The following is a 14,201-nucleotide window of genomic DNA, read 5'->3' on the forward strand; positions in this document are numbered from 1 at the left end:
TCATGTCTTTATTTTGTAGAAAATCTTTTTATTCTTAACATCAATTCGTTAGGACTGAATGGCTTTACAATAAAATCTGCTGCTCCCAGATCAAAAGCATTTAATACGACCTCTTCCTGTCCCATACTTGAAAGTATAATTACAGGTATTTTTTTACCCATTGATTGTATTGCAGATAGAATTTCAATTCCTGATGCAAAAGGCATCATAATATCTGTAATCGCAATATCTACACTTTCATTTTTCAGGGTTTCAATAGCTTCTTTGCCATTACGGCTCAAAATTACCTTGTGTCCTTCTTTCAATAATTTGTGCTCTATCGTTTTTAATATAAGCTCATCGTCTTCAGCAACTAGAATTACCATAGTCTTATGTTTTTATTGAATTAAATTTCTGATTAATTGTAATCCTACCGTTATTTCATGTATTATATCGTGCTCCATAGGACTATAATCGATGTTTTCTTCAATGGATTTCTCCCAATTGGCAGTTTGTTCCATAAGTTTAATCAAGCCGGCAGTACCGGCAGTTCCTCTTAGCTTATGAAGAATCTTCTTAAGCTCTTCAGAATTCCTTTCTCTTATCCGTAATTGCATTTTTTCTTTAGCCTGCTCAAGCTCCTGGATCACTAAGTTTAAAAACATGACTTTAAAATCATCATCATCACCCATCTGCTCATTCAGAAGATTCATATCCAGATACGTCTCAGGTTGTGGTAGGTTTTCCGATAATTCTTGAACGCCAGTGCCAATATATTTTTTCAGCATTTCCAAAAGATTATTTTGTCTAAGAGGCTTGGGTAAGAAGTCATCCATTCCCGAACTCAGACATTTTTCTTTTTCACCTAAAACGTTTCCTGCCGTCACGCCAATAATAGGAACTGTGGTGTATTCTGGCAATAACCTGATTTGCTTTGTAGCTTCGATTCCGTCCATTACGGGCATCTGTACATCCATTAATACTATGTCAAAAAGCTGATCACGACAATGTTCCAGTGCCTGCAATCCATCAGTTGCTTCTGTTAGCTTTACATCAGGAATTAATGATTTCATCATTTTATTATTCAGAACCATATTAACAGGATTGTCATCGACAAGCAAAACATTTGGAGAAGGCATGAGTAAATGTTCTTCTTTCTGCAGCGGTTTAGCAACAGCCAAATCTTTTTCTGAACTTTTAACCGCACGTCGTAACGTCTTGTACAATTCTTCAGATTTAATAGGCTTTAGCAGAAAATAGGAGCTTTCTTCCTTTCTGAATGAATTAATAACGTCATGTTCCTCAGAAGATGTGTGAAGAATAACGAGAGGGGAGACCTCATTTTGTTCATTAAATAGCTGCTTTATTTTTTCGATTGTTTCCAAACCTGATATAATTGGCATATGGTAATCTATCAAAATAATATCAAAACGCTCTCCTGCTAAAAGCATTTGAAGAGCTTCCATTCCGTTGGCGGCTAATTTAGAATCTATATTTTTATAAGCAAGCATATGCTGAAGAATAAGCCTGTTTGCCTCATTATCATCAACAATAAGAACTTTGTTGATTTTCAGTGTTTCATCTTCGTCCTGATCAGAAACTTCATAAGGAATCTCAATATCAAAATAGAAAACAGAACCTTTTTCAAGTTCGCTTACTAAAGTAAGATTGCTTCCCATGTATTTCAAAATGTTATTTGAAATGGTAAGTCCGAGCCCTGTTCCGCCATAACGTTTGCTGATAGAACTGTTTTCCTGAGTGAATGCATCAAAGATATGCTGCTGTTTGTCTATTGGAATACCGATTCCGGTATCTCTAACTGAGAATCGCAGTTTTATATTTTTATCGTCTGAATTCAGTTTTTCTACTTTAAGCTCTATCTCACCGTGTTCCGTAAATTTCACAGCATTCCCAAGAAGATTGATTAAAATCTGCTTCAATCGTGTTTCATCAAGCCAAATTGTATCTGGCAATCCCGGTTCGATATTTAAAAGGAGTTCGATATTTTTTTTCTGAGACTGATATAGAACTGCATTGATAACCTGGCTTACCATATCATAAACATTGGCTTTCTCTATCAAAAGCTCCATTTTTCCTGATTCAATTTTAGAGAAATCAAGGATGTCATTAATGATATTCAGAAGATTTTCACCAGACTCATTAATATAATTAAGATACTGTGTTTGTACTTCATTTAATGGAGTTTGAAGCAATAGATCAGAAAAACCAATGACGCCGTTTAACGGAGTTCTTATCTCATGGCTCATATTGGCTAAAAATTCAGACTTGGTTTTATTGGCAATATCTGCCATCTGCTTTGCATTTTTAAGCTCTTCATTGGTTCGTACCGACTCCGTAATGTTTTGTGCTGAAACAATAACGCCACCCATAACTTTATCTGAAAGATACCAGGGACTTACCACTATATTATAATGTTGTAATCCTTCTTTATGAGGAACTTCCAAAGTCATATCTTTATTTACGTAAGCTTTACCAGCCAGCGCATCTCTGTATATTCTCTTTCTATCCTCCGGCACATTGGGCGAGACAGTAAACATATTTTTTCCTATAAGTTCTGCATCATGCATCTGGAACTCATTTTTCCAGCTGCTGCTTATTGACAGATAGTTGAGATCTTTATCAAACATCGCCACCGCAGTAGGTACATAGGTGACAAATGACTGAAGCATAGCCTCTTTTGTAGCCAATTCGAGGTAGATGTTTTTGAATTTATCGATATCCTGGATAATTCCGTACACTCTTGTACATACACCATCATCAAACTCAGGAATTCCTTTTACCCTTACCCATATCATAACTCCATCATTACGTTTGAGGCGTAACTCTTCATCATAAGGTATCCCATTCTGTACAGCTCTATCAAATAATATTTCTACTTTTTTTCTGCTTTCTTCACTATAAAATCCTATTGCATTTTCAAAATCAGGCTGAAATGTCTTGTCTACTTTATGTATTTCCTTAGTAGATTGTGACCAAAAAACAGTATTGGCCTTAAGATTGACTTCCCAACCTCCTACTTGAGCTACTGCACTCGTCTGTTCTAACATCTTCTTAGTGTACAGCAAATCTTTTTCGAGAGACATTCTTTCTGTAACATTCAAAGCTGTACTTACAACATATGGCATTCCTTCTTTATCCGTTTCTACAAGATTATGATACATCCAGACCATTTCTTCTCCTTCCTTAGATTTTAGGATCATGGTTCCGAGATCTTCCTGAGTATTGTGGATTTTTTCAAGATACATTGCAAGTAGTGGCCAGTTTTTTTCAGGAACGAGATCTTTTAAATTCAATCCTTTAACTTCTTCTGCAGAATATTGAAGTGTCTTTCTTCCTTTTTCATTCACAGCAAGGATGTTCCCTTCCATGTCATGCATGCTCATCAATCCGATTGCATTTTCGAAAAAGCTTCTGAAGCGACGTTCTGAGCTTTCAAGTTTTTGTTTTTCTTCGATCTGTTGGGTAATATTAATTCCGAAGCAGAAAATCTCAGATTTTTTTTGATTCTGCTTTAAATACCATTCTACCGTAATTGATACATCCTCAATTTTTGTTGATGTTGAAAATTTAATTTCCTCCTCACTATCAGACAGATTTTTAACCAGCGACTGTAATTCAATATAGTCTTCACCTACGATATCTAATAAATTTTTACCAGCAGTTTCAATTTTACTACTCTTAAAAATATTTTCAAAAGCCGGATTAATATCTTTGATTATCAAATTGTTATCCAGGACACATATTAGATTGTTGGAAATGTTGAAGATCTGCTGAAAGTATTCGGCTTCAATGTTTTTTCTTTTTCCAATTAACAGATTTGTGACAGCACTTCCAATTTTTTGAAGGACATTTAGTTGCTTCTCACTTAATGTTTTAGGCTTAAAGTCAATAACACACAAAGTTCCTAATGCAAAACCTTCATCATCTATTAGAGGGATTCCTGCGTAAAAACGGATACCACCTTCCAGTATTAAGGGATTTTCCGATGATCTTTCATCTGATAATGTGTCTTCAATAACGACAACCTCTCCGCTTGCAATACTGTATTGGCATAAAGTGCTTCTTCTGTCTACGGAATCAAAAGCGAGCCCTATGCAGCTTTGGATGACCTGTGTTTCACTTTCCATCATACCGATAAGAGAGGCAGGACAGTCTGTAATTAAGCATGCTGCTTCAGCAAAAATATCTAACTGGGGATCTTTTTTTAAATTCAAAAGGTCAAAAAACTTCAGTTTATTGATCCGTTCGTTCTCGTTGGAGGGCATCGGATATTTATCCATAAATCGAGGATTTATTTTTAGCTATTAAAAATGTTGTTAATTCTTTATATTTGAAAGCTTATTTATTATGAAGCAAGAATTTTTAATATTTATCCGAAATTACAAATTATTTCACACTAAATGCCATAAATTCTTTTTCTGCAGAAATCATATTGCATATTCAGATATAGGTACTGATTTTTGAATGTAAGTGCAACAAAAACAGGTACCATTATCTCAAGGAAAAAATACAATACATGACTTGTGAACAACAGAGCAAGATTCAATATGTCGGTTAGAAGATATTGTGCATCGTTTAAATGAACAGGGAAATTTTTTCTCCTTGGATCCTATAAAAAAAAGTGATTTGTTAGTTAATTATCTGTCTTGTTAACTTCAGATTCACAGCAATTTGTGATTTCGAAGATGTAAGTTATTTTAATTATATTTACTTACTCAACCGTTGATGCTGAACGGTTTGTGAAAAATGATGTCTAATTCTAATTTTAAAATTAAGACTATTGGCTGACAAGTATAAAATACAAAAACCAGATAAAGATATTTCCGAGTTTGTGGAAAGTTTTTGGTTTCTTGAGAATCCTTCTGATGAAGAGAAAGAAATTATTGTCATTCCAGATGGAAGAATAGATGTGTTTTTCTATTGTTCTGCTTCGGAACCGTTTCAGGTAATCTTAATGGGACTGGAGGATCAACCAGCAACCAAAATCCTAAAAGCCAAAGCAAAAATTTTTGCTATAAGTCTTAATCTTCTAGCCGTTGAATATTTATTAAATGAGACAATTTCCGGTCTTCTCAATAAGTCTAAACTTTTGACCAATGGATTTTTAGATATTTTTGAAGATGACATCACAGATTTTGATTCGTTTTGTGCCAAAGCTACTTCTAGAATAAAACAACAGGCAGATGTGAAAATTGATAATAGAAGAAGGCAACTCTTTAAGCTGATATATTCGTCTTGCGGTACTTCTTCCGTTGAAGATTTATCTAAAGCAGTTTCATGGAATAGCAGGCAAATCAATCGCTATTTTAACCATCATTTCGGAATGCCTTTAAAAACATATTGTAATATTCTGCGATTTAAAGCTTCGTTTAATCATTTGAAAAACGGAATTTTATATCCTGAGCAGAATTTCTCAGACCAGCCCCATTTTATTCGAAATGTTAAAAAATTCGCCGGAGTAATTCCAACAGAACTCGCCAATAATAAAAATGACCGTTTTATACAATTATCAGTATTATAGAAGCCCTATTTTTGTTTTGTAATTCGAATGAATCATCAGGTTTAACTAATAATATATCCTAATTTATTACCTCATCATAGTTGCAATGAAGACGAAAATAAGGTTCAAGTAAAAATGATTCTTTTAACTTATAATAATATTATGAAAACATCTAAAAATTTTTTATCCAATGCGCTGGCAATTTCAGGTTTTATCTTCTGTATGATCCCTAATAAGTTAATGGCACAAACAGCAGGAATTAAACGTACTGAACTTCAGCGACACGATCTTAGTGCCTCAGGTTACGAAGCCATTCAGGTTCGCGTTGATTTTGAGCCAGGAAAAGCTTTCGGAATGCACTTGCACCCAGGAGAGGAAATTATTAATGTCTTACAAGGTTCATTAGAATATGTAATTGAGGGAGAGCAACCTGTAGTGCTTAAAGCCGGAGAAGTGCTTTTTATTCCTGCAGGAAAAAACCACTCAGCTAAAAATGTCGGTAAGGAAAAAGCATCTGAGCTAGCAACTTATATAGTACAAAAAGGAAAGCCTCTTGTTGTTTTGAAAGAAGAAAATACGGTATCAAAAAAAGATTAATAATGCAAAATTCACATTATACGCTGCTCAATATTAACCTGGTATCAGGTTTCGAAGTTAATACAAGTTTCTCGTGGTGGTATATCGTGGGATTGTTTGTTGTGATCATCATAATTTGTTTAGGACTAAGAAAACGCTAATAAAAGTAACTTCAAACTTTTTCAGAGGGTGTGCAACATAAAATTTCATTGCAAGCCCTCTTTTTTACTTTCTAACTATGAAGGAAAAACTTAAAGATTATCCTGAAAGACAATAAATCCGGCTTGGAGCACATTACTAAACAACTATTTTTATTAGGGATCTGAAAAAAAGAAAAAAAGTAATAGTTTAAGTAACCTGCTTTTTCTGAAACGATTTTGGTTTGATACCATAATGTTCCTCAAAAACTTTTGCAAAATGACTTAAATTAGAAAACCCTAAACTGTAGCCGACTTCTGATACGGTCATTTTGTTTTCTTTTAACAGAACTGCCGCTTCTCTTAGTCTAAACTTTTGGTAATAGCTAAAGAAACTATCTCCAAATATCTGTTTGAATAATCTTTTGAACTTAGACTCGCTCATTCCACTTATATTCGCAAAATCCTTAATGACAGGTGCTTTATTTAACTCGCTCAAAATTTTGTCTCTGACATGATAAATCTTTTTAACATCATTTTCATTAAGCGCATACATTTTATAATGTCCTCTTTTTAAAAGCTCTTTTAGGGTCAGACATATTAATTCTTCTGCTTTTATTCTAAAGTAGAAGTCACTTAAAGAATCAGGAATGTCTGATTCCAAAATTTCTAAAGCGACCTTCTGGATGTTGGGCGAAACCAATTCTTCAAACAAAATTGTTTGTTCGCTATCGATTAAATTTCTTAAAATTTCATTATCATTATTCGAGTCTAAAAAGCTTAATAAGCGGCCAGTCTCAATTCCGATAAATATAGATTTGATCTTAGTTTTAGCAGGATGAAAGGTTTCAAAATTCAGTTTACCTTTTACAATTTGGATAGTGGGTAAATCATTTGTTGTAGACTTTATTGTGGAATTCAAGTCAGGGAAAATATTATTGTATGAAAAAATAACTTTATTCAGTGTACTCTGATTCCCAAATCTTTTAGCCACAATATCATCATTAAATGCATAAGCACTTACAATCATATCAATAGAATTAGCCAGTCGGAAACCTCTTAAATAACCGGCTCCTTTATCTTTTGGTATCTCCAAAATTCCATTTTTAACCTCGGAACCCAATATGTTGGCGAAAATTTGTAAAAAGCTTGCTTCTTTTTTTAATTGTAGCTCTACCATATTTGACCATTTACAGCTATTATGTTGTCAAATATAGGTATTATGCCTGTTAATTTGAAATTATCTTTGTATTATAAATTTTTAAACCTCAAAAGAAATGACAAAAAGTAAAAAAACAGCGATCATCAATACAAATGTATTTGATGGAACTAGAGTATTGGGTATTAAAACTGTATTATTTGAAGATGGAAAAATTTTAAAAATATTGGATTTTACACCGCAGCAGTTAGAAATGAATGATGGTTTTTTTTCTGCAAATGATACTGAGATCATTGATGGTACAGGGACTACTTTACTTCCAGGATTAATTGATGCTCATGTGCATACCTCAGAAGATTCACTTGCACACGCATTGAAATTCGGAATAACTACTGAATTGGAAATGCAAGGCGGTATGACAAAAAAAGGTCGTGAAATGCAGATAAAAGATTGGAGGAATGTTGCTGATGTCCGTTCATCAGGAATGGCTCTCACAGCTCCGGGAGGACATCCTGACGAACTAATTCCTAAAGAAGACGGCATACCAAGTTTTATTTTGAAAAAGATGGAGAAAATGACAGAGCAGGAAAAACAGGATTTTATAACTTCTTTCGAAGAGAGCAACAAAGATGATGAGGTTAAGTCAGATGTTACAACCATTGAGGGTGCAGTGCAATTTGTAAATCAACAAATGGAAAACGGAGCCGATTATTTCAAAATAATGATTGAGGAAGGAACTGTTATGAATGCGCCAGGTTTACCAATGATAAGACCTGAAGTGCTGAAAGCGGCAGTAGATGAAGCTCATAAATTAGGTAAAATTGCAATTGCGCACGTATTAACTGCTGAAGCTGCAAAAACAGCGGTTGAGGTTGGCGTGGATGGACTCGCTCACTTATTTATAGACAGACCTGACTGGACTCCGGATCTTATTAAATCTATTGCAGATAAAGGTATTTTTGTTACGCCTTGCCTGGTCCTGAATTCATCTATAATTGGGAACTCAGCTTGTCATATTGCTCAAGACGAAAGAGTAGAAACAAAGCTGGACGAAGATTGGAAAATGACCATGTGCTCATGTTTCAATACTTTCCCGTCAGGTAACATGCAGGATAATTTCCATAATGTAAAAGATTTATTTGATGCAGGAGTTGATATCTTGGTGGGTACAGACGTATCCGTACCAATGGCACATCTTGGAGGTCTTGCTCATGGAGTAAGTGTTCATCACGAAATGCAGCTTTTGGTTAAAGCAGGCTTAACTCCTATTGATGCTTTAAGGTCGGCAACGTCAGTCACTTCAAAAAGATTCAGTTTAGATGATAGAGGTATTATTGCAGAAGGTATGAGAGCTGATTTACTTTTAGTAAAAGGCGATCCTACTGAAAATATTACAGATACTTTATCAATAGTAGGTGTTTGGAAACAGGGTCAATCTTGTCATAAATAATTTAGCTGTGATGTTAATCCGATTATAGATATTCATAGTGCCATCTAAAGATTTACGTTTAATTTTCATCATAAGGTTTATCCACAGGCTTTGACTGGGGCGATCCTTTTTCTCTTAACCATATTGATAATAAAACAATAGATGCAACAGCAAGAAATTCACTCTGCCAATTCTGAAATGATTCAAACCAGAACTGAGAATTAAGAAAATATTCATTTCGTGTCACAGTGGGCATATGCTTTAAGATCTGCTCTTCATTATAATTGTTGAAACTTCCGATAAAATGAAAAATAAAGCTTAGCAAAAATAAAATCCCGAATGCAATAGAAAGCGAATGTTCATAAATTGATAAGATAATACCTCCTTTTTTAACAGGCCAAGGTGCATTTTGATGAGCAACCGGTTCTTTGTCAACATCTTCAGTTTCTGTAATAGATTTGGATTCGGCAGATCCTCTTTGTCGTAAGAAAACTGTAAAGAGCACATACATTCCCATCTGAAGAAATTCACTTTCCCAATTCTCGAAAGTGGCCTGTATAAAATGTGGGCTTTTTAGATACTGCAGGTAAGTAAGAGTAGGCAAATGATCTTCTGAAAGTTCATCATTTTTTACGTACCACCCTGTAAAAAACTGAAAGCTGAGAAACAGTAGGAATAAAATAACAATTACGATGCTGAGACCGTTTCTCTTAAAGAAATTGTTTTTGTTGGCTGTCATTATGATGTGGTTTTATTAAGTTCAATATAAGAATTTTTTCTCAAAAAATGTGAAGCTTATCCAGTTCTTTTTTCTGTCAGATCCTCGATTCTGATCATTTATTGTTACATTTTTGTGAGTTTAAAAATGCTTGAAAAATCTTACTTCAACAATACCCATTGAACTGCTTTTAATAGAACGGCGGCCTGGAATTTTATACTTAAAAATTAAAATCAGCCTTAGAAACAATTTAAAAAAAATTATGCAAAAAAGAATTAGAAACAGCGAATTAGAAGTTTAAGTATTTGGTTTTGGCTGTATGGTTGAAAGAAGAACGATTTACTTATATTTGCCTCGCAAAGCAAATTCAAATGTTCAAAAAAGTAATCATTGTATTTATTCTTGGCTTTTATATGGGTTTTTGTTCGGCCCAACAGGTTCGGCCTTCAAAATCATCTGAAATTTACCGTGACCTCAAAACCCTTAAACATATTCCTAAAGTTTTATATTTGGCTGCTCATCCCGATGATGAAAATACAGGATTACTCTCATGGTTAATCAACGACCAAAACGTAGAAACGGGCTATTTGTCTTTAACAAGAGGTGATGGCGGTCAGAATTTATTAGGCACAGAGCAGGGTGTTGCATTGGGTTTAATCAGAACGCATGAGCTTTTAGAAGCAAGAAAGTTAGACGGCGCCCAACAGTTTTTTACCCGTGCGATTGATTTCGGATTCTCTAAAAATACCACCGACACCTTTAAACAATGGGATGCAGATGTCATTACAGCAGATGTAGTTTGGGTCATCCGTAAATTCCGTCCTGATGTGATCATATGTCGTTTTCCGCCAACTTCTGCTGCAGGTCACGGACAACATGCAGCTTCGGCTGTGATTGCTGAAAAAGCTTTTAAGCTGGCGGGCGATAAAACTGCTTTTCCCAATCAACTAAAATATGTCAATGTATGGCAACCAAAACGCTTATTATGGAATACTTTCCGCTTTGGTTCGGTCAATACGACTGCCGAAAATCAAATGAAAATTACCGTTGGGCAATATGATGCGCAACTGGGGATGGGGTATGGTGAACTGGCAGGATTAAGCAGAAGTTTACATAAAAGCCAGGGTGCGGGAACGCAGTCTGTAGCCGGGATCAAAACTGAATATTTTTCCCATGTTGTTGGCGAGCCTGCCAACGCATCACTTTTTGACGGAGTTGTTAAAACATGGACCGCAAAAGGAAATCCTGATATCGACCAATCTTTGGATAAAATTATTTCCGCTTTCAACTTTAATCAACCTGACCTGAGCTTGCCTGCTTTGCTTGTTTTAAGAAAAAAAGTGATGGCATTGAAAGATTCAGATTTAAAAAAGGATAAAATTAAATTTCTCGATAATATTATTTTAAGTTGTGCAGGCTTCATGGGTGAAGTAGTGATCAATCAGGCTGAAGCTGTTGCCGGAGACCATTACAATTTCAAATTAAATTTGATTTCACGAGCTGAAAATCCTGTCGTTTTAGAAAATGTAAAATGGCTAAATCAGTTAGAAAATTTCAACAGAAAACTCTCAAAAGATTCTTTAATTACCATTCAGCATGATATTCAGATTCCTGCTGATGCTGCGCTTACAGAACCTTACTGGTTGGCAAAATCTCCCACGAATGCAGCAACTTTCTCTGTTCCCAATGATACTTTAATCGGTTTACCGGATGCAGAATCACCACTGAACGTTTTACTTGATTTAAAAATTGGTTCGGAAAAGTTTCAGGTTAAACTTCCTTTATCTTTCAAGAAATTAGACCCCGTGCGTGGCGATGTGGTTGAAGCTTTAAGAATTATTCCAGCCTTGGAACTGAAATTTACTCAACCGCTTTATTTAGTTAAAGAAAATGAAGATTTGAATATAAGCCTAAATTTTAAGGTGAATTCCGATAAACAGTTCAACAATGGTAAAGTAAACCTGATGTTTAATGGAGAAAGACTTGGAGGTGGTGATTTAAAATCGATCAATGGAAAATATTTTACTGTTGATTATGTCATTCCAAAAACTAAACTTTCCTCAATAAAATCGAATCAGTTACAACTGGATGCCAATTATCTTGTAGATGGAATGACTTATAATAAAAAACAGATATTAATTCAGTATCCGCATTTATCTTCCTTACAATATTTTGCACCTGCAACGGTAACTGTAATGAAGGGCGATATTCAGGCAAAGGTTAAAAAAGTGGGTTATATACAAGGTGCAGGCGATTTTATTCCTGAGTTCCTGCGTATTGCAGGGATTCAGGTGGATGTCTTGAAAGATGAAGATTTTTATGGCAAATTAGATGAATCTGCAAATGGAAGTCAAAATAAGCTGTCGCAATATGATGCTATCGTATTGGGTGTTCGTGCCAACAACACAGAGAAAAAGCTGGGTCGCTGGATGCCTTTTTTATGGTCTTATGTAAAAGCCGGGGGTAATCTGGTGATGCAATATAACACCAATCAGGATACAACCGTTGATCAATTGGGAATGTACAATTTCAGCATTGCGAATAAGCGGGTTACCGAAGAAAATGCTGAGGTTACGTTTTTAAATCCAAATCATCAATTACTGAATTTTCCGAACAAAATTACTGCTGATGATTTTAATGGTTGGGTTCAGGAGCGTGGCGCCTATTTTCCTGATCAATGGGATGCAGCGTATGAACCGCTTTTTGAAATTCACGATACAGATGAAAAGCCTCTGCAGGGATCAACTTTATATGCCAAATACGGGAAAGGTAATTTTATTTACACACCGTTGGCATTTTTCAGACAGTTGCCCGCAGGAAATGTGGGTGCGGCACGTTTATTTTTAAACTTTTTATCTGCACAGAAAAACTGATGAACAAACAACTTAAAAACTGGAATACCTGGTACATACTATTGGCGGTTGCATTAGTATTGCAGATCGCATTTTATTATTTATTTACTAAATTCTGGGCATGAGTACGATAGATTGGACCGTTCTTATTGTTACACTTGTTGCAGTGGTTGTTTACGGCGTAGTGATCGGTCGTGGTCAAAAAAGCAACGAAACCTACCTGAAAGCAGATAATAAAATGCCTTGGTACATTGTGCTGATAGGTATTATGGCTACTCAGGCAAGTGCGATTACTTTTCTTTCAGCACCGGGACAGGCTTATACAGACGGTATGCGTTTCGTTCAGTATTATTTTGGTCTGCCATTGGCGATGATTGTGATCTGCATTACTTTTATCCCGATTTTTCAGCGATTAAATGTTTACACCGCCTATGAATATCTGGAAAACCGTTTTGATAAAAAAACAAGGGTGCTCACTTCACTCCTTTTTCTTTTTTCCAGAGGCTTATCTACGGGAATCAGCATTTACGCTCCGAGTATCATCTTATCAAGTGTTTTAAACTGGGATATTTATTTAACCAATGTTTTGACAGGTGGTATTCTGTTGATTTACACCTATGTAGGCGGTGCAAAAGCGATCGCTCATACTCAAAAAATACAGTTTCTTATCATTCTGGGAACCATGGCTTTTGCAGGTTATCTGCTTATTCAAAATATGCCGAATGGAATTGGTTTTAAGGATGCACTTTATCTGGCAGGGAAATCAGGAAAGCTTAATGTAATCACCACAGAATTTGACTGGAAAGATAAATACAATATCTGGAGCGGATTGATTGGCGGTTTTTTCCTGGCACTTTCTTATTTCGGAACTGACCAAAGCCAGGTCGGGAGATATATTACGGCGAAAGACAATACGAATGCTAAGATGGGCTTGCTGTTGAACGGACTGGTTAAAATTCCGATGCAATTTGCTATTCTCCTGATCGGTGCTTTGCTTTTTGCTTTCTTTTCTCTAAAGCCGGCTCCAATTTATTTTAACGAACGGTCTTATCAATATTTAAAGGAAACAAAGCCTGAACAGGCTGCGGTTTTTGAAAAAGAACATCAGGATTTGCAGTCCAAATTTAATTCAGAATCGAAAGAAATTTTAAACTTAAAGGAAACTCATTCTCCGCAACTTAATAATAAAATTGAGGATTTTAAAAACACACAAACTCAGGTGAAAGCACTTCACGGCAGGGTAGAGGAAGCGATCAATCATTCAAACTATAATGCGGAGAAAACGGATACCAATTATATTTTTCTGTATTTCGTAAAAAATACCTTACCTGTAGGGATGATCGGTTTACTTTTTGCCGTCATTTTTCTCGCCAGCTGGGGTTCAATTTCTGCAGCGCTGAATTCTCTTGCCGCATGTTCCTTAAAAGATGTTCATTTGATATTTAAAAAAGAAATTCCCGACGATGCAACCGAATTGAAGTACAGTCGGCTGCACACTTTAGCCTGGGGTATCTTCTCAATCGGTGTAGCCATGTTTGCCACTCAGATGGGTTCTCTTATTGAAGCAGTGAATATACTGGGCTCTCTTTTCTACGGTCCAATATTAGGGATTTTTCTTGTCGCTTTTTACTATAAAAAAATCAATGGAAAGAATGTATTTATTTCAGCGATTTTATCAGAAATTACAGTGATTGCCGTTTATCAATTCGATATTGTTTCTTTCCTATGGCTTAATGTAATCGGGGCAGCGGCAGTTATTATATTTTCAACATTAGGATTACTGTTTTATAAACCGAAAGCAGTAAATTCGTAAACGAACAAACAAACAAA

General features: G+C 35.4%; 9 protein-coding genes. 5 read left to right on the plus strand and 4 right to left on the minus strand.

The annotated features are described in order from the left end of the window. Positions 1 to 8 precede the first annotated feature (8 nt). Together ACZZ9T_RS11160 and ACZZ9T_RS11165 are read right to left on the minus strand one after the other, a co-directional pair. Positions 9 to 365: a response regulator transcription factor gene (locus ACZZ9T_RS11160; protein ID WP_463432137.1), complete on the minus strand. Its 357-nt coding sequence runs from the start codon at positions 363 to 365 to the stop codon at positions 9 to 11. 12 nt (positions 366 to 377) lie between these two features. Further along, positions 378 to 4,280, minus strand: coding sequence for a response regulator (locus tag ACZZ9T_RS11165; protein ID WP_463442151.1), 3,903 nt, complete (start codon positions 4,278 to 4,280; stop codon positions 378 to 380). Positions 4,281 to 4,780: 500 nt separating this feature from the next. Between ACZZ9T_RS11165 and ACZZ9T_RS11170 the strand changes: the two genes are divergently transcribed. Together ACZZ9T_RS11170 and ACZZ9T_RS11175 are read left to right on the plus strand one after the other, a co-directional pair. Further along, complete coding sequence (locus ACZZ9T_RS11170) at positions 4,781 to 5,521, plus strand: DUF6597 domain-containing transcriptional factor (protein WP_463442152.1); 741 nt, start codon at positions 4,781 to 4,783, stop codon at positions 5,519 to 5,521. A gap of 114 nt (positions 5,522 to 5,635) precedes the next feature. Then, the gene (locus tag ACZZ9T_RS11175; RefSeq protein WP_463442153.1) at positions 5,636 to 6,097 is read left to right on the plus strand and encodes a cupin domain-containing protein; all 462 of its coding nucleotides are present in this window, start codon (positions 5,636 to 5,638) and stop codon (positions 6,095 to 6,097) included. Between the two features lie 327 nt (positions 6,098 to 6,424). On the opposite strand, the gene ACZZ9T_RS11180 is transcribed toward ACZZ9T_RS11175, so the two are convergent. Beyond that, a complete protein-coding gene (locus ACZZ9T_RS11180; RefSeq protein ID WP_463442154.1) occupies positions 6,425 to 7,393 on the minus strand; it encodes a helix-turn-helix domain-containing protein in 969 nt (322 codons plus the stop codon). Positions 7,394 to 7,490: 97 nt separating this feature from the next. Between ACZZ9T_RS11180 and ACZZ9T_RS11185 the strand changes: the two genes are divergently transcribed. Continuing rightward, positions 7,491 to 8,822 carry an amidohydrolase family protein gene (locus tag ACZZ9T_RS11185; protein WP_463442155.1) on the plus strand — a complete coding sequence of 444 codons (1,332 nt, stop codon included), beginning with the start codon at positions 7,491 to 7,493 and terminating at the stop codon, positions 8,820 to 8,822. 58 nt (positions 8,823 to 8,880) lie between these two features. Here ACZZ9T_RS11185 and ACZZ9T_RS11190 read toward each other — a convergent pair whose 3' ends face one another. After that, complete coding sequence (locus ACZZ9T_RS11190) at positions 8,881 to 9,540, minus strand: DUF6766 family protein (RefSeq protein ID WP_463442156.1); 660 nt, start codon at positions 9,538 to 9,540, stop codon at positions 8,881 to 8,883. Positions 9,541 to 9,890: 350 nt separating this feature from the next. Between ACZZ9T_RS11190 and ACZZ9T_RS11195 the strand changes: the two genes are divergently transcribed. Both ACZZ9T_RS11195 and ACZZ9T_RS11200 read left to right on the plus strand, forming a co-directional pair. Beyond that, positions 9,891 to 12,392 (plus strand): PIG-L family deacetylase, encoded by a 2,502-nt coding sequence (locus ACZZ9T_RS11195; protein WP_463442157.1) that lies wholly within the window; start codon positions 9,891 to 9,893, stop codon positions 12,390 to 12,392. A 100-nt stretch (positions 12,393 to 12,492) separates the two neighbouring features. Further along, entirely contained in the window at positions 12,493 to 14,184 is a 1,692-nt protein-coding gene (locus ACZZ9T_RS11200; protein ID WP_463442158.1) for a sodium:solute symporter family protein, read from the plus strand. The last annotated feature ends 17 nt before the right edge of the window (positions 14,185 to 14,201 follow it).

Source organism: Chryseobacterium sp. AC417, from assembly GCF_979258215.1.